We start from the raw sequence: 17,371 nt of genomic DNA on the forward strand, positions 1-17,371 counted from the left end.
GTCGTCGGCCCGCGACCTCGGCCCGTGCCGTCAGGTCGTGTCGATCCACACCGACTTGACGTTGAGGTACTCATCGAGCGAGTGCTCGCCCATCTCCCGGCCCCAGCCGCTCATCTTGTAGCCGCCGAAGGGGACGGCCGGGTCCATGAGCAGCATCGAGTTGACCCACACCGTTCCGGCCCGCAGTTCCCGCGCCATCCGGTGGGCCTTGCCGACGTCCCGCGTCCACACGCCACCGGCGAGTCCGTAGTCGGTGTCGTTCGAGCGGGCGACGACCTCCTCCAGGGAGTCGAAGGGCAGCACGCAGGCGACGGGGCCGAAGATCTCCTCCCGGGCCACCCGCATGTCGTCCCGGACGTCCGCGAGAACGGTCGGCGCCACGAAGTAGCCGTTCGCCAGTTCCCCCGTCTCGATCCGGGCGCCACCGGCGGTGGTGCGCGCGCCTTCCGCACTTCCCAGGTCCAGATACCCGGTGACGCGCTCGAGCTGCGCCGCCGACACCAAGGGGCCGATCCTGGTCTCCGGGGCCAGGCTGTCGCCGACCTTCAGCTTGGCGGCGAACTCCGAGATGCCCGCCACGAACTCGTCGTACACGGGGCGCTCGACGTAGATGCGGGTACCCGCGCAGCAGACCTGGCCGGCGTTGTAGAACACGCCCATGGCCGCTCCGGGGACGGCGCGCGACAGGTCGGCGTCGGCGAAGACGACGTCCGGCGACTTCCCGCCGAGTTCGAGCGAGAGCCGCTTCAGGTTCCCCGCGGAGGCCCGGACGATCCGCCGGGCGGTCTCGGTCGAGCCGGTGAACGCGACCTTGTCCACTCCGGGATGCTCGGTGAGTGCCGCGCCCACGCCCTCGCCGTGGCCGGTCACGATGTTCACGACACCGTCCGGAAGACCGCTGCCCGCCAGCAGTTCCCCGAGGCGCAGCGCGACCAGGCTCGCCTCCTCGGCGGGCTTGAGGACCACGGTGCAGCCGGCGGCCAGCGCCGGTCCGAGCTTCCAGATCGCGTTGCTGATCGGACGGTTCCAGGGCACGATCGCGGCGACGACCCCCACCGGCTCCTTCAGCGTGTAGCTCAGGACCGAGCCGGGGTCCGGGCCCGGGATCGAGTTCGGGATGGTCTGGCCGTGGATCTTCGTCGGCCAGCCGGCGAAGTAGCGCAGCACCTCCGCCTCCCACGCGGGGCGCGGGCCGGAGCGGCGGCGGCCGACGGGCAGCCCCATGTCGACGGCTTCCAGGAGGCGCAGTTCCTCGTAGTGCTCCTGTACCGCGTCCGCGAACGCCCACAGCAGCGACTGCCGCTCGTGCGGCGTGACGCGCCGCCAGGGGCCCTCGAACGCCGCGCGGGCCGCCGCGACGGCGCGGTCGGCGTCCTCCGCGCCGGCCTCGGCCAGCTCGGCGATCACCTCGCCGGTCGACGGGTCGATGCTGGGGAAGGTCCGCCCGGACGCCGCGGCCCGCCACCGGCCGCCGATCAGCAGCTTCTTGGGACGGCCGTCGAGGAAGGCGGGCATCGGCGTCTCGGCGCGGGAAAGGGCCGGCATGGCAACTCCTTCGGGGGCGCGCCCACTGTAACCAGGAGTCCAGGCTAAATAAAAGAGCGCTCACTCATCAAGGAGCGCTAGAAAGTAATCGCTCACCTTGTTATAGTTTCGATGCCCGGCGGTCGCCTCCCCTGCCCGTGCCGCCGGCCGATCTGGAGGGCTCCGATGGAGATGCCGAGCGCCGGTCCCCTTCCGGACGACTGGTGCGTGCGCCACTTCGATCATCTGTCCCCGGATCTGGCCGCGACCATGCCCGAGACGATGGCGCGGATGCGCGAGCTGTGCCCGGTGGCCCGCAGCGAGGAGCACGGCGGCTTCTGGGTGGTGAGCAGGTACGAGGACGTGGTGAGCGCCGCCCAGAACTGGGAGGTGTTCAGCTCCGCGCACGGGCTGGGGATCGCCGGCGCGCCGAGCGTGGTGCGCAACCTGCCCGTCCAGGCCGATCCGCCCGAGCAGCGCGTCTTCAAGCGCCTGATCAACCCCTTCTTCACTCCCGCGGCCGTCGCGCCCTGGGAGGCGCCGACCCGCGCGCTGGTGACCCGCCTCATCGACGGCTTCATCGAGGACGGGGAGTGCGAGTTCATGGACGCCTTCGCGCGCCCGCTGCCCAGCCTGGCGTTCTTCACCCTCGCCATCAACGCCCCGTCCGAGGATCTGGACAAGGTCTCCCACCTGGCGTCCAGGTCGTCGGTGCCCGATGATCCGCAGGCCCGCGAGTGCTGGCTCGGTCTCTACGCGTGGATCCAGGGATTCGTGGCGGACCGGCGCGAGGGCCCGCCGCGCGGCGATGTCGTGGACGCCGTCCTGAACGCCGAGATCGACGGGCGCCCGATCACCGAGGAGGAGATCATCGGCACCGTGCAGCTGCTGATCCTCGGCGGGCTGGAGACCACGGCCGGGGCGCTCGGGCTGATACTCCGCAGGTTCTGCGCCGAGCCGGAGATCCCCGAGGCGCTGCGAGCCGAGCCCGCCCTCATTCCCGGTGCCGTCCAGGAGCTGCTGCGCCTGGAACCGTCGTTCGTCTCCGTCGGCCGCACGGCGGTGCGCGACGGTGAGCTGGGCGGCCACCCGATCAAGAAGGGCGACAAGGTCCTGCTCCACTGGGCCTCGGCCAACCGGGACGGCGCCGAGTTCGCCGACCCCGACACCTTCAAGCTCGACCGTGCCCGCAACCCGCATGTCGGCTTCGGTGTCGGGCCGCATCGCTGCGCGGGCTCGAACCTGGCCCGCCTCAATCTGCGGGTGGCGCTGGAGGAGCTGCTGCGGCGGCTGGACGGCATCGCCCTGCGGGACGGCGCCGCCATCCAGTACCACCGCGGCCTGACCCGGTCGCCGCTCAGCTTGCCGATCACCTTCCGCCCAGGACCTCGCCTCGCCCGATGACCTGGTGAAGCCCGCACTCGATCAGGGAGGTGGCGGCAGATGGCCGAGCGGACGCTCCTGACGAACGCGCGCGTGCTCACCTGCGATGGCGGCCCGGACGAGAGACCCGTCGCCGCCGACGTCCTGATCGAGGGGGACCGCATCGCCAGGGTCGCGCCGGGCGGGCTCGACGCCGACCCGGCCTCGGCCCGGGTGGTCGACCTGCGCGGGGCCACCGTCCTGCCCGGCCTCGGCGACGCGCACGTGCACACCAGCTGGCCGCTGGACTTCGTGTTCGACCACGCCGCCGTCGCGGCCGCGCCGCCCGCCGCGCACATCCTCGACGTCGCCGCTGTGGTGCGGACGTTCCTGGAGAGCGGCTACACCTGCATCATCGGCGCGGGCGTGACCCAGCCCCAGGACGATCTGCTCGCCAGGGACGCGATCGACCGGGGCCTGATCCCGGGCCCGCGGATCGTCCCCAGCGGACCCATGATCGCGGCGAGGGAAGGGCTCGGGGGCGACGGGGAGATGATGGAGGTCGCTTCGGACGCCACGCAGCTGCGCGAGATCGTCGCCCGCCAGTGCGACGCCGGAGCGCGGGCGCTCAAGCTGTTCATCTCCGGCGACGGTGTCGTACCGGAGTTCCCGTCCGAAGACGTGTACATGAACGACGAGATGCTGCTGGCCGCCGTCGAGGAGGCCGGCCGGCACGGCGCGTTCCTCACCACCCACGCCCGCGGGTCGGCGAGCGTCGCCATGGCCGCGCGCACCGGCGTCCGCATCATCCACCACGCCTGCTTCCTGGACGACGACGCGCTGAAGGCTCTCCAGGCCCGGGGCGACGACGTGTGGGTCTGCCCCGGTCTCCACTACCTGTACGCGATGGTGAACGGCCATGCCGAGCCATGGGGCATCACGCCCGAGAAAATCGAGGCGTCCGGCTACCACCGGGAGTTCCGCTCCCAGGTCGAGGGGCTGCGCATGCTGAAGGACGCGGGCGTGCAGATCCTCGCCGGCGGGGATTTCGGTCACCAGTGGACGCGGCACGGCACCTACGCCGCCGAACTGCAGCGCTACGTGGAGTTGGCGGGCATGACACCGGTGGAGGCCATCCACACCGCCACGCGCAACATGGGTCCGGCCGCGGGATTCGAAACCGGTCGGGTCCGCGAGGGGCTGCTGGCCGACCTGCTCGTCGTCGACGGCGATCCGTCCGCCGACGTCACGGTGCTGCAGGATCCCGGGCGGCGCCGGGCCGTCATCAAGGACGGGAAGTTCGCCTGGGTCAACCCCGAGGTCCACCCGTGACCGCTGCGGAGCAGGCGATCCTGTCCGGGGTCGAGACGCTCGCGCGCCTGCTCGTCCTCCGGGAGGAACTGGACGCGAGGGACGCCCTGAAGACGGCCACGATGGTCTCCGGGTATCCGGGCTCGCCGCTGGGTGGCTTCGACCTGGCCCTGGACCGCATGGCGGACCTGCTCGCCGAGCGCCGGATCGTGCACCGTCCGGGGCTCAACGAGGAACTCGCCGCCGCGACCGTCTGGGGCAGCCAGATGGGCGCCGTCATCGAGTACGACGGCATCGACGGCGTGGCGGGCGCCTGGTACGGCAAAGGCCCTGGCCTCGACCGCTGCGGGGACGCGCTCAGGCACGCGAACGCCATGGGCTCGGGGCCCAACGGCGGCGTGGTGATGTTCTGCGGCGACGACCCCGGGGCGAAGTCGTCCACGCTGGCCTGCGACAGCCAGTTCACCTTCGAGGACGCCTGCGTCCCCGTCCTGTACCCGGGCGACCAGCAGGACGTGCTCGACCTCGGGGTGCACGCCTTCCGTCTCTCCCGTTACTCGGGGGCGTGGGCAGGGATGAAGATCGTCACCGCGGTCGCCGACGGTGTGGGCACCGTCGATCTGGATCCCGGACGGCATACGCCGGGCGAGCCCGCGGAGGTGGACGGCCGGCCGTGGCGGCACCGGCCGCTCGCCACGATCGGCCCGCATGCCGTACCGGACCAGGAGGCGCTGGTGGTCGAGCACCGGCTCCGCGCGGCCCAGGCCTACGCCCGGCACAACGGTCTCGACCGCGTCGTGGGAGCGGAGCCCGGGGCGCGCCTCGGCGTGGTCTGCGCGGGCAAGACCTACTTCGACGTGATCCAGGCGTTCGCCGACCTCGGGATCACGATCGGCGACCTCGCCGGGGCCGGGGTGCGGATCCTGAAGCTCGGCATGACCTACCCGCTGGTGGAGGAGACGATCCGCGAGTTCGCCGCCTCCGTGGACGAGCTGGTCGTGATCGAGGAGAAGCGGCCGTTCGTCGAGACGCGGCTGCGAAGCGTCCTGCATGAGGCGGGCAGCCGCGTTCCGGTGTCAGGCAAGCGCGACCGCTCCGGGCAGGTCCTCGCGCCGACGGCCGGCGAGCTGGACCCGTCCGCGATCGCAGGGATCCTCATCCGGGCGCTGCCCGCCCTCGCGCCCCGTCCCGTCCCGGAAAAGGCGCGGGAGAAGGCGCGCACGACGATCGAACTGCCCCTGGTCCAGGCACCGTCCCGTTCACCGGCGTTCTGCAGCGGCTGCCCGCACAACCGGTCCACCGTCGTCCCGGAGGGCGCGCTGGCCGGCGGCGGCGTCGGCTGCCACGGGATCATGTACTTCGAGGCGCGCCAGCGGGACCTGCGCAGCCTGCCCCCGACGCCGATGGGCGCCGAGGGCGTGCCGTGGCTCGGCCTGTCCCCGTTCGTCGCCGAACCGCACGTCTTCCAGAACCTGGGCGACGGCACCCTCAGCCATTCGGGGACGCTGGCCATCCGTGCGAGCGTCGCCGCCGGTGCCGCCATCACCTTCAAGATCCTCTACAACGCGGCCGTGGCCATGACCGGCGGCCAGGACGTCACGGGGCTGATGGACGTGCCGGCGATGACGCGGGCGCTGGAGGCCGAGGGCGTCCGGAAGATCGTCGTCTGTGCCGAAGAGCCCGGCCGCTACGGCCGCAAGGCGCGCTGGGCCTCCGGGGTCGAGGTGCTGGGCCGCGACCGGCTCCCTGAGGTACAGGAGGAGCTGCGCGGCGCACCCGGCGTCACAGTGATCATCTACGACCAGCGCTGCGCGGCGGAGGCACGCCGGCTGCGCAAGCGCGGCCTGCTGCCCGAGCCGCCGCGCCGGGTCGTCATCAACGAGGGCGTCTGCGAGGGATGCGGCGACTGCGGCGTCAAGAGCAACTGCCTCTCGGTGCTGCCCTCGGACACCGAGTTCGGCGAGAAGCGCCGGATCCACGACCCGTCCTGCAACCGCGACTACACGTGCCTCGAAGGCGACTGCCCGTCGTTCGTGACGATCACCGCCAGGCGCGGCGGAAAGCGGAAGGCGCGGGCCGATGGCCGGAGCACGGCCCGGCCGGTGCCACCCTCAGGCTCGCTGCCGGACGCTCCCGTGCCCTCGGTGGACGGGCGGTTCGGCATCTACTTCACGGGGATCGGCGGTACCGGCGTCATCACCGCCAACCGCGTGATCGCGTCCGCCGCCGAGGCGGCCGGATTCGTGATCGGCGGCGTGGACCAGACGGGACTGTCCCAGAAGGCGGGCGCGGTCGTCTCGCACCTGAATCTGGCCGCGTCCAAGAGCGCGCTGGGCTCGGCGGCGGTGAGCGGCGGCGGCGCCGATCTGTACCTGTCCGGCGACATCCTGCAGGCCGCCGGCGCGCAGCACCTCGCCAAGGTCCGTCCCGGCCGGACGATCGCCGTCGTCGACCGGAACCTCACCCCCACGGCGGCCATGCTGCAGAGCGATCTCGCCGCTCCCGACCTCGCGGAACTGGAGCGGGCGATCACGGACCGGGCCGGCGCCGGGCGGGTCGCCTTCCTCGACTCCAGGCGCATCGCCGAGGCCGCCTTCGCCGATCACCTCCTGGCGAACGTCGTCCTGCTCGGCGCCGCGTTCCAGCTCGGCGGCCTGCCGATCCCGCTCGCCCACATCGAACGGGCCATGGGGCGCCAGGGGGAGGCCGCCGCCCCTAACCGGGAGGCGTTCGCATGGGGCCGCTGGGCCGTCCACGATCCGGCGGCCGTCGAGGCGGCGCTCGATGCCGCCGAGCGCGCCACGGACGGGCGAACGGGCGACGTCTTCGATCCCTCGCCCGGCGCGCTGGCGGCGGCCGCGGAACTGCTCGGCCGCCGGGACCTGCCGGCCGGGCTGCTCGGCCTCCTCACCCGGCGAGCGGCACAGGCGATCGACTACCAGGATGCCCGGCGCGCCCGGCGCTTCCTGGATCTCGTGGAGCGTGCGGCCGCCCATGACGACGCCGAGCACGGCTGGGAGCTCACCCGGGCGGTCGCCGAGTCCTGGTTCAAGCTCCTCACCTACAAGGACGAGTACGAGGTGGCCCGTCTGCACCTGCGGACCGACCACGACCGGACCGCGCGGGACCTCGGCATCGAGGGGGCGTACTCGGTCACCTACCACCTGCACCCGCCGATCCTGCGCCGGCTCGGGATGAAGAAGAAGCTGCCGATGGGCAGGCCCTACCAGATGGCCTTCCACGTGCTCCGGCGGATGAGGCGGCTGCGCGGGACGCGGTTCGACGTCTTCGGATGGGACCCCGACCGCCGCACCGAGCGGGCCGTCATCGAGGAGTACGAGCGGCTGATCGGCGAAGCCCTCGTGCCGCCGGAGCAGCCGTACGACGCGCTCGTCCGGCTCGCCGGATCCGCGCTGTCGATCAAGGGCTACGGCCCGATCAAGGAGGCGTCGGTGGCGGCCTGGCGCGAACGGGCCGCAGAGCTCGCCCGCCCGGGGGCGAAGGCGTGATCAAACGGATCCGGTTCGCCACCCGCCGGCCGGACGCCGCCGAGGCGTTCCCCGCGGCCTGGCCGCACGCGGTCGCCGCGGCACTGGACGCGCCGGCCGGGACCAGGCCGTCCCGGGTGGCGGTCTGCACCACCCTCACCGACCTCACCGGCCCCGACCCCCGCCACGACGGGATCGGCCTCGAATGGTTCACCGACTCCGGTCACCTGCGGCGTTTCCAGGAGTGGCTGGACGGCGCCGGGCGGCCGCTGGGGCGGCATCTCGACGGCATCCTCGTCCCGGACGCGAGCCCGGTGCTGGTCGCCGCCGAGTCGGTCCAGCGCGGTACGGACTGGCTCGACCGTCGGTGGCGGGACGGCGGCGCGGCACTCAAGCACATGGCCATCGCCGTACGCGCCGACGGGCTGACCCCGGCCGAGTTCTCCACGCGATGGCGCGATCATGCGGGCCGGGTGCGAAGGCCCGGAGCGGCGAACGCCACGGTCATCCCGGAGAGCGCGCGTGGCCGCGCCTACGTCCAGAACCACCCGTGCCCGCGCGCCACGGGGGAGTGGGCCTACGACGCGTTGAACGAGGTGTACTTCGACGACGAGGAGGGCCTGCGGGCGCGGATCGACTGGTTCCGCGAGAACCTGTCCGGCCGGGCCGACGGCGATCTCTTCGGCCGGTCATGGCTCATCGCCGCGCGCGAAGAGGTCATGCCGGCCGGGACGTGACGCCGTCCTCGACCCGGTCGAGCGCTTCCACGGTGCCGTGGTCGGCGAACGCGGCGGCGTAGCGATCGACGAGCGTGCGGGAGACCCGCGCGGACTGGTACCCGACCGAGCCCAGTGTCGACAGCCAGATGACCAGGCCGTGGACGGCCGAGGCCCGGTACCGCAGCCACGCCTCCCCGGACGTGGGCAGCCGGTCCGCGGGCAGCCGCAGCGCCCGCCGGTACTCCTCGACCAGATCGGCCTCCGACCGCCGGCGGTCCTCGGTGGTCAAGGATCCGGCGAGGAAGTACCCCACATCCTGGGACCAGTGACCGCGCCGGACGACCTGCCAGTCGAGGAAGCCGACGTCACCGCCGGGCAGCAGGTAGGTGTTGCCGATGTGCGCGTCACCGTGCAGCAGTGTCAGGGGGCCGTCGCCGAGCGTCGTGACATAGCGGGCCCAGAGATCGACGAGCCGGGCTGGAGCATGGCGCCTCACCTCGGATGGAAGCGTCGCCTCCGCCGTCGCGTAGCCCATCGGGGCGCGCTTGGCGAGGCCGACCCGCCACCCCTTGGTGGGCTTCCACGTCTTCACCCAGCCGAGCTCCGGACGGGGCGCGCGGGACGGCTCCCAGTACTCGCTGTGCAGGCGGGCCAGGCCACGCAGCCCGTTCGCGACCTGGTCGACCGTCATCGCGCGGGTGCCGTCGAGCGGATCGGCCTCCCGCGCGCCGAGGTCCTCCATCACCAGCAGGATGGTGATCGGCGAGGACCGCCGTCATCCACCGGGGAGAGATGTCGTCCCACCGCTTCGGTACCCGGCCCCTCATCCGGCGGCTCCGCGGGTACGGCCCGTGGTCACCAGCCTGCTCGCGATCCGGACGTCGGCCCCGGTGAGGATCATGGGCAATGCCGTGCAGGGCCGCAGCGTGGCGCCGAGACCGCCTTCCGCGTCGACCCGGTGGGCCTGCACTCCGTACGGGCCGATCGCCAGGGCGAGCGGACCGCCGGGCTCCTCCCGGTCGCGGGGCGGGGCGGGGAAGCACCACTGGAACGGGCCCTCGGAGGTGCTGAAACACAGCTCGATGTACTCGGACCTGGCGGGGCACGGCCGTACCAGCTCAAGCGCGGCCGGGAGGAAAGAGTCCGCCGAGAGCGGACTGCATCGAGGGGACGTCTGCGCCATGACCGCCATCCAAGTAAGTATTCACTCATTAGCAGCGTAACATCCATCGCCGCCGTCGGCCAGTGCGCTGAACGGTGCCCTTGGATGCCGGGAGCGCGCCAGGTCAGGAGATTGTCGCGCTCGCGCGCAGCGACGCGGGAATGCCGATGCTGCGCGGCTCGAGGAAGGCCCGCAGCCCCTCCGGACCGAGCTCGCGGCCCAGGCCCGACTCCTTGAAACCTCCGAACGGCACCAGCGGGAACGGCGCGTGCGAGCCGTTGACCGACATGGTCCCGGTGCGGACCCGCCGGGCGACCCGCAGGCCGCGCGCCGGATCGCCCGTCCACACCCCACCGGCGAGGCCGTAGGGGGAGTCGTTGGCGATGCCGACCGCCTCGTCCTCGCCGTCGTAGGGGATGAGGCAGAGCACCGGCCCGAAGATTTCCTCGCGGGCGACCCGCATGGAATTGTCGACGCCGGCCAGGATCGTCGGCTCCACGTACCAGCCCCTCGGCAGGTGCGCGGGACGGCCACCGCCGGCCGCCACCCGGGCTCCGGCCTCGACGGCCAGGGCGATATAGCCCTCGACCCGTTCGCGCTGCCGCTCGGCGACGAGCGGCCCCACCAGGGTGGACGGATCGTGCGGATCGCCCACCGGCACGGCGTTGGCCGCCGCGGCGGCCGCCTCGACCGCCTCCGCGTAGCGCGCCCTGGGAACCAGCACCCGGGTATGGGCGCCGCAGACCTGCCCGGACAGGTGCATGGCGCCGCCGACCAGCCGGGGCATGATGCCGGCCGCGTCGGCGTCGTCCAGGACGATGGCCGCCGACTTCCCGCCGAGCTCCAGCGAGACCCGCTTCACCCGGTCGCCGCACAGGCTCATGATCCGCTTGCCGGCCGCCGTCGAACCGGTGAAGGCGATCTTGTCGGTGCCGGGATGGGTCACCAGGCGCTCGCCGGCCTCGCGCCCGCCGGGGACCACGTTCACCGCGCCCGGGGGGAGCCCCGCCTCATGGAGGGCCTCCGCCAGGATGAAGGTGCTCAGCGGCGCCTCGGGCGGCGGCTTGATCACCACGGTGCAGCCGGCCGCCAGCGCGGGCGCGGCCTTCCAGGACGCCAGGGTGACCGGGGCGTTCCACGGGACGATCGCGGCGACCACCCCGACCGGCTCGTTGGTCACCAGTGCCGTGCTCTCCCCGGCGACCACCTCGCGCTCGAACTCGAAACTCCGGATGAGACCGGCGTAGTACTCGAACAGCGCGGCGACCAACCCGGTCTGCGCCCGGGGCGCCTGGCTGATCGCACAGCCCATCTCATCGACGGTGACCCCCGCGATGTCGGCCGCGCGCCCGCGCAGGACGGCGGCCGCGCGCGAGAGCACGGCCGCCCGCTCGGTCGGCGCCATGCGGGGCCAGGGACCTTCGTCGAACGCCGCGCGGGCCGCGCCGACCGCCCGGTCGATGTCGGCCGTCGTGGCGGCCGGGACCTCGCCGACGATCTCTTCGGTGGACGGGGAGACGACGCCGAGCCGGCCGCTTCCCTCGGGGGCCGTCCAAGCGCCTGCGATGAAGAACTCCCGCCGGTACATCAGCCGGTCGTCCACGCGCTACCTCCCGCACCCTCGCCAGGGCCACAACCGAGTTCGACACCTTTGACCTCGAGCACTTCAAGTCGCTTTTCCAGAAGCACCCTCCCCAAGCCACCGCGCGAGCGCGTCAACTGCCCGGTGAGGCAATGCCGAAGGCGAGCCTCACCGGGCAGATCGCGAAGCGATGCAGCGCTCGCACAAGGAACGGTCAGGTGTGAGCCGCTAGGCGAGCGCCTGGGCCGGGGCTTCATATAAATACAGGCAGGCTCTCCCAGCCTCGGACGGTCGTGGTCTGGGCCAGCTTCGCGCCGTCCCATTCCACGTCCCAGCGCGGGAAGCGGCGCAGGATCTCCTCCAGCGCGACCCGTCCCTCCAGCCGGGCCAGCGCGGCGCCCAGGCAGTAGTGCGGGCCGAGACCGAAGGTGAGCTGCTGGCTCATCTTGCGGTGGATGTCGAAGCGGTCGGGGTCGGGGTACTGCCGCTCGTCGCGGTTGGCCGCCGCGACGATGAAGAGCATGGAGCTGCCCTCGGGCACCGTCCGGCCGTGGAGCTCGGTGTCCTTGGTGACGTAGCGGGCGATGGACGGGCCGGGCGGCTCGTACCGCAGGATCTCCTCGATCGCGCCGGGGATCAGGGACGGGTCGGCCACCAGTTCCGCGCGCTGGTCCGGGTGCTGGGCCAGCAGGGACCCGGCCCAGCCGATGAGCCGTCCCGTCGTCTCGTTCCCGGCTCCCGCGACGACCGTGACATAGGTCAGCACCTCGTCGTGGGTGAGCGTGCGCCGGGTTCCGTCCTCGTCCTCGAACTCGGCGTTGAGCAGGTCGGTCATCAGGTCGTCGGAGGGGTTGTCCGCGCGCCATTCGATGTAGTCGCGGAACAGCTCGTTGCTCAGGACGGCGCCGCCCTTGAAGTCCATCTGCTCGCCGGCCTCGGTGCGCAGGCTCTCGTCCGCGGTGTCGCGGATGGCCTCCTGGTCGGCTTCGGGGATGCCGAGCAGCATGCCGATCACGCGCATCGGCAGTTCGGCGCCGACGGTGGCGATGAGGTCGAACCGGCCCGCGCCCACCAGGGGGTCCAGCGTTCTGACGCAGAAGTCGCGGACCCTGGGCTCCAGTTCGGCGATCCGGCGCGGGGTGAAGACGCGTGCCAGCAGGCGGCGGTGCACGTCGTGGATGGTGGGGTCCTCGAAGATGAGCGTGCCGGGCGGCATCTCGATGCCCGCCTTGATCAGTTCGAGGATGCCGCCGCGGGCCGAGGAGAAGGTCTGCCAGTCCGGCAGGCCCCGCTCGACATCGGCGAACCGGGTGGCCGCGTAGAAGTCGTGCTTCTCGTTGTAGTACAGCGGCGCCTCTTCCCGGAGGCGGTGGTACGCGGGGTACGGGTCGTTCCAGAACCGCGGGTCGTAGGGGTCCCAGTAAACGGCGTCTTCCGTGCTCACCTTCTCCACCTCTGCTTCCACCTCTACTTGAGCATCGAGCCGGCGTCGACCGGGAGGGGTACCCCGGTGATGTAACGGGCCTCGTCGGAGACCAGGAAGAGGGCCGCGTTGGCGATGTCCTCCGCCTCCACCCACGGCACCGGCAGCGCGTTCATCATCTGCGAGATCGGCGCCATGTCGTCGGCGGTCGGGTTCTCCAGGTCCGGGCGGAACATCCGGAACGTCATGTCGTTGATCAGCATCGGCGTGTTCACCTGGGTCGGGTGGATGGAGTTGACGCGGATGCCGTGCTCGGCGAGCTCCACCGCCAGGGTGCGCATCAGCCCGACCACGCCGTGCTTGGCGGAGACGTAGTTGCCGACGTGCGGATGGGCCTTGAGCCCGCCCACCGAGCTGGTCAGCACGATCGAGCCGCCGCGCCCGCCCGCGATGAGGTGCGGGACGGCCGCCTTGGCGGTGTGGAAGACGCCGGTCAGGTTGACGTCGATCGAGTCCCGCCACAGCACCTCGTCCATCTCGTGGACCGGGGCGCCGGAGGCCGCGAGGCCGGCGTTGGCGATGACGATGTCCAGCCGGCCGAGCTGGGTGACGCCGTCGTCGACCACGGCCTTCAGCGCGTCGTAGTCGCGCACGTCGGTCTGGGCGGCGATGATGCGCCGGCCCACCGCCTTGACCTGGGCGATGGTCTCGTCGAGATCCTCGGGGGTGGACATGGGGATCGGGACGGTGTCGACCTGCTTGCAGATGTCGACCGCGATGATGTCGGCGCCCTCCTGCGCCAGGCGGACGGCGTGGGCGCGTCCCTGTCCCCGTGCCGCGCCGGTGATGAAAGCGACCTTGCCCTCGACTCGTCCAGCCATTGCTACCTCTTCTCTGATGGCGGGCGCTCGTTCGATGAGCGCCCGGATGATGAGTGCCGCCGCCCCCGCGCCGCCTCCCGGACGGCCTTGACGATCCCCTGGTAACCCGTGCAGCGGCACAGGTTGCCCGACAGCCCGTCCCGGATCTCCTGGTCGGTGGGGTCGGGGTTGTCACGCAGCATCGCGGTGACGGAGACGACGAAGCCGGGAGTGCAGAACCCGCACTGCAGCCCGTGGTTGGCGCGGAACGCGTCCTGGACGGGGGACAGCTCGCCGTCCGGTCCGGCGATCCCCTCGATGGTGGTGATCTGCGCGCCGTCGGCCTGCACGGCGAACACCAGGCAGGCGCGGATCGCCTCGCTGTCCAGCAGGATGGTGCAGGCGCCGCAGACGCCGTGCTCGCAGCCCAGGTGGGTACCGGTGAGCCCGCAGCGCTCGCGCAGGAAGTCGGCGAGGGTGAGCCGCGGCGGCACGGTGGCGCGCCGCCGCGCGCCGTTGACGTGGACCTCGATGTCGACCTCAGACACTGGTGGCCTCCTGGACGGCTCGTTCCCAGGCGCGCGCCACGATGGCGGCCCCGACGTGCCTGCGGTAGTCGGCGGATGCGTGCAGGTCGGAGGGGACCGCATCGAGCGCGGACAGCGCGGCTCGTCCGACCTCTTCCGGGGAGACGGACGTGGGGGCGGAGCCGGTCAGCTCCGCCTCGGCCGCCGAGGCGCGCAGCGCGGACGGGCCGAGCCCGAACAGGCCGATGCCGCACTGGGCGATCCGCGCGTCGCCGTCGAGTCGTACGGCCACGGTGGCGCCGGCGATCGCGAAGTCCCCTGACCGGCGGGCGAACTCCTCGATCGCGAACCCGGAGCGCCCCGGCCACACCGGGACGGTGATGCCCGTCAGCAGTTCGTCCTCGGCCAGAGCGGTGCTCCACAGGCCGGTGAAGAACGCGTCGGCGGGGATGGTGCGGCGGCCTCGCGGAGAGATCGCCTCCATCCGCGCGCCGAGCGCCAGGGCGACCGCGGGGTATTCGGCGGCGGCGTCGGCGTGCGCGATCGATCCGCCGATGGTGCCGCGGTTGCGGATCTGGAAATGCCCGATCAGCGGCGTGGCCCGGGCCAGCAGCGGGGTGTCCCGGGCCACCTCGGCGGAGCGCTCGATCGCGGTCTGGGTGGTGCCCGCCCCGATCCACAGGGATCCGTCGCGCGGCTCGATGCCCCGCAGCTCGTCCACCCGGCGCAGGTCGACCAGGTGCTCGAAGGTCGCCAGCCGGAGGCTGAGCATGGGCACCAGGCTCTGCCCGCCCGCGAGGGGCTTGGCCTCGTCGCCCAGATCGGCGAGCAGCTTGACGGCCTCGTCGAGGCTGGTGGGCGCGTGGTAGTCGAAGACCGCCGGCTTCATCGCGCCACCGCCCCGGCCCCGCCGGCCGCGCCGGACCGGCGGACCAGGGCCAGGATCGACTCCGGTGTCAGCGGCAGCCGGGTGATCTCGGCGCCGAAGGGTGCGAGGGCGTCCGCGACCGCGTTCACCACGGCCGGCGGCGCCCCGATCGCACCGCCCTCGCCGACGCCCTTGTACCCGCCGGGCCCCGGCGCCGGGGTGTCGACGTGCCCGTACTCGATGTCGGGGATCTCGGTGGACGTGGGCATGAGGTAGTCCATGAAGGTCGTCGCGACGGGGTTGCCCTCGCCGTCGTAGGCCAGATGCTCGTAGAGCGCGCCGCCGATGCCCTGGGCGGTGCCGCCCGCGATCTGGCCCTCCACCACGCTGGGGTTGATCATCGGGCCGCAGTCCTCGCTGACGATGTGGCGCAGCAGCGTCACCGCGCCCGTCACCACGTCCACCTCGCAGGTGCACAGGTGCGTCGCGTTCGCCCAGATGATCGGGCTCTCCGGCTTGTACCGGCCGCTCGACTCCAGCCCCGGCGGCACTCCCGGCGGCAGCGCGTCGGGCTGGAAGTAGGCGATCTCGGCGATCTCCGCGACCGTGATCCCGGACTCCGGCACGCCGCGGACGGACGCGCGGCCGCCGGACAGTTCGATGTCCCCGGGGGCTGCCTCCAGGCGGTGCGCGGCGATCGCCACGAGCCGCTCCCGCAGCACCGACGCGGTCACGTCCACGGCGCCCGCGGTCATCGAGCCCGACCGGCTCCCGGCCGCGCCACCGCCGAACGGGGTGATCGCCGTGTCGCCCTGGATGGTGTGGACGTCGGCGATGTCCACGCCCAGCGCGTCGGCGGTGAGCTGGACGACCGTGGTCTCGATGCTGTTGCCGCTGGACCCGCCGGAGACGTAGACGTTGACCTTGCCGGACGGCTCGATGCGGATCGTCGCGCCCTCGGTGCTGTGCAGTCCCATGGTGGCGGTGGTCGGCTCGACGTAGGTGCACGTCCCGACCCCCAGGTAGCGGCCCTCCGCGCGGGCCTGCTCCTGCTCTCGCCGGAACGACTCGTAGCCGAGCATCTTGAGCGCCAGCTCGAACGTCTCCAGGGGGGAGATGTCGCTGTAGGGCATCCCGTTGGGGTTGGTGTACGGCAGTTCGTCCTGGCGCAGCAGGTTCTTGCGGCGCAGGGCCGCCGGGTCCATGCCCATCTTGCGCGCGGCGGCGTCCAGGAGCAGCTCGCGCGCCATCGACTCGAACTGCCACGGCCCGCGGTAGGCCACGCGGCCGACGGTGTTGGAGAACACGCACGTCGAGGCGAACGTCCCCACGGGGACGCGGTAGGGGCCGGGGAAGAACATCCCGGCCGCCGCGGCCGTCCCCACCGGCCAGGGCATCGGGTAGGCGCCCACGTCCTGCACGTAGTCGATCGCCGCGGCCAGGATCGTGCCGTCGGAGTCGAAGGCGATCCGCGCGTCACCGTGCTCGTGGCGCGACTTGCCCGCCGACATCAGGTTCTCCCGGCGGTCCTCGATCCACTTCACCGCGGCGGGCAGCTTCCGCGCGGCCAGCATGACGCACATGTCCTCGCGCATCGGCAGGACCTTCTGGCCGAAGCCGCCGCCGGTGTCGCGCATCACCACCCGCACGCTGTGCTCGGGGAGCCCCAGCAGCCGGGAGCAGAACAGCCGCACCTCGTGCGGCGACTGGGTGGCCGCCCAGATGGCCAGCTCGCCGGTGGACGCCGACCACTCCGCGACCATGCCGCGCGTCTCCATCGGCACGGCCGCATAGGCCTGCTGGTAGATCGTCTCGCGCACCACGACCGGCGCGGCGTCGAAGACCGGGTCGAGTTCCTGTGCGGGGAGCCCGGCGAGCTCGCCCGCCACGTTGCGCGGATAGCCCGCGTGCACCAGCTCACCGGAATCGCGTGCGGTGACGTAGTCGACGACGGGCGGCAGCGGGTCGTAGTCGACGACGACCAGCTCGGCGGCGTCCTCGGCGATGTACCTGTCGGCGGCCACCACCAGCGCCACCGGATCACCGGCGAACCGCACCTCGCCCTCCGCCAGCGGCGTGCGCGGCGTGTCCGGGACGTCCTTGCCGATCAGCGTGTACCACTGCTCGCGCACGTCCGGGTTGAGGTCCTCGGCGGTGAAGACCGCGTGCACCCCCTCGAGGGCCAGCGCCTCGGAGGCGTCGATGCCGAGGATCCGGGCGCGGGCCAGCGGGCTGCGGACGAAGCAGGCGTGCAGCATGCCGGGCCGGACCACATCGTCCACGAACGTCCCGTGCCCGGTCAGCAGCCGCGGATCCTCCACCCGGGGGACGCGGGCGCCGGCGTAACGGGTCGCGGCGACCGGTGCGGCGCTCACCGGTGCGCCACTGCTTCGATCCATGCCATCAGGGGGCTCCTCTGTTTCGCGCGGCTGTTCCGCGAGACCGTCAAAGGACATGCTGTGCGGTCGCTCAGCATTGCTGGGTACCTGCTTAGCATCGGCGGCATGATGTGGTCAAGGTCACAAAGATAACGTGCTAGGCGGTC

The 17,371-nt window shown here is 72.3% G+C and carries 13 protein-coding genes; 4 read left to right on the forward strand and 9 right to left on the reverse strand.

Annotation, left to right across the window (positions count from 1 at the left end; all coding sequences use genetic code 11):
* Window positions 1-30: 30 nt before the first annotated feature.
* Window positions 31-1,545: an aldehyde dehydrogenase family protein gene (locus ACH34Q_RS31470; protein WP_395986736.1), complete on the reverse strand. Its 1,515-nt coding sequence runs from the start codon at window positions 1,543-1,545 to the stop codon at window positions 31-33.
* A 165-nt stretch (window positions 1,546-1,710) separates the two neighbouring features.
* Between ACH34Q_RS31470 and ACH34Q_RS31475 the strand changes: the two genes are divergently transcribed.
* Genes ACH34Q_RS31475 through ACH34Q_RS31490 form a run of 4 tightly spaced genes read left to right on the forward strand, consistent with a single transcriptional unit; the run spans window position 1,711 to window position 8,422 of the window.
* Window positions 1,711-2,928: a cytochrome P450 gene (locus ACH34Q_RS31475; RefSeq protein WP_395986737.1), complete on the forward strand. Its 1,218-nt coding sequence runs from the start codon at window positions 1,711-1,713 to the stop codon at window positions 2,926-2,928.
* A 39-nt stretch (window positions 2,929-2,967) separates the two neighbouring features.
* Entirely contained in the window at window positions 2,968-4,218 is a 1,251-nt protein-coding gene (locus ACH34Q_RS31480; protein WP_395986738.1) for an amidohydrolase family protein, read from the forward strand.
* Window positions 4,215-7,706, forward strand: coding sequence for an indolepyruvate ferredoxin oxidoreductase family protein (locus ACH34Q_RS31485; RefSeq protein ID WP_395986739.1), 3,492 nt, complete (start codon window positions 4,215-4,217; stop codon window positions 7,704-7,706). Before ACH34Q_RS31480 ends, ACH34Q_RS31485 begins: the two co-directional genes overlap by 4 nt.
* Window positions 7,703-8,422 (forward strand): EthD domain-containing protein, encoded by a 720-nt coding sequence (locus ACH34Q_RS31490; protein WP_395986740.1) that lies wholly within the window; start codon window positions 7,703-7,705, stop codon window positions 8,420-8,422. Before ACH34Q_RS31485 ends, ACH34Q_RS31490 begins: the two co-directional genes overlap by 4 nt.
* Here the strand turns inward: ACH34Q_RS31490 and ACH34Q_RS31495 are convergent.
* From ACH34Q_RS31495 to ACH34Q_RS31530, 8 genes are all read right to left on the reverse strand, one after another.
* A complete protein-coding gene (locus ACH34Q_RS31495; RefSeq protein ID WP_395986796.1) occupies window positions 8,403-9,146 on the reverse strand; it encodes a phosphotransferase in 744 nt (247 codons plus the stop codon). The two genes, ACH34Q_RS31490 and ACH34Q_RS31495, sit on opposite strands and share 20 nt — an antisense overlap.
* Window positions 9,147-9,227: 81 nt before the next feature.
* Complete coding sequence (locus ACH34Q_RS31500) at window positions 9,228-9,587, reverse strand: hypothetical protein (RefSeq protein ID WP_395986741.1); 360 nt, start codon at window positions 9,585-9,587, stop codon at window positions 9,228-9,230.
* A gap of 103 nt (window positions 9,588-9,690) precedes the next feature.
* Complete coding sequence (locus ACH34Q_RS31505) at window positions 9,691-11,169, reverse strand: aldehyde dehydrogenase (RefSeq protein ID WP_395986742.1); 1,479 nt, start codon at window positions 11,167-11,169, stop codon at window positions 9,691-9,693.
* Between the two features lie 232 nt (window positions 11,170-11,401).
* Entirely contained in the window at window positions 11,402-12,592 is a 1,191-nt protein-coding gene (locus ACH34Q_RS31510) for a cytochrome P450 (RefSeq protein WP_395986743.1), read from the reverse strand.
* A gap of 23 nt (window positions 12,593-12,615) precedes the next feature.
* Window positions 12,616-13,452 (reverse strand): mycofactocin-coupled SDR family oxidoreductase, encoded by an 837-nt coding sequence (locus ACH34Q_RS31515; RefSeq protein ID WP_395986744.1) that lies wholly within the window; start codon window positions 13,450-13,452, stop codon window positions 12,616-12,618.
* Window positions 13,453-13,454: 2 nt separating this feature from the next.
* The gene (locus tag ACH34Q_RS31520) at window positions 13,455-13,979 is read right to left on the reverse strand and encodes a (2Fe-2S)-binding protein (protein WP_395986745.1); all 525 of its coding nucleotides are present in this window, start codon (window positions 13,977-13,979) and stop codon (window positions 13,455-13,457) included.
* Window positions 13,972-14,847, reverse strand: a complete 876-nt coding sequence (locus ACH34Q_RS31525; RefSeq protein WP_395986746.1) for an FAD binding domain-containing protein — start codon at window positions 14,845-14,847, stop codon at window positions 13,972-13,974. The genes ACH34Q_RS31520 and ACH34Q_RS31525 overlap by 8 nt, the downstream gene beginning before the upstream one ends.
* Window positions 14,844-17,225 (reverse strand): xanthine dehydrogenase family protein molybdopterin-binding subunit, encoded by a 2,382-nt coding sequence (locus ACH34Q_RS31530; protein WP_395986747.1) that lies wholly within the window; start codon window positions 17,223-17,225, stop codon window positions 14,844-14,846. Before ACH34Q_RS31530 ends, ACH34Q_RS31525 begins: the two co-directional genes overlap by 4 nt.
* Window positions 17,226-17,371 lie beyond the last annotated feature (146 nt).

The sequence above is a fragment of the Actinomadura sp. 9N407 genome (assembly GCF_044326315.1).
Classification (GTDB): Bacteria; Actinomycetota; Actinomycetes; order Streptosporangiales; family Streptosporangiaceae; genus Spirillospora.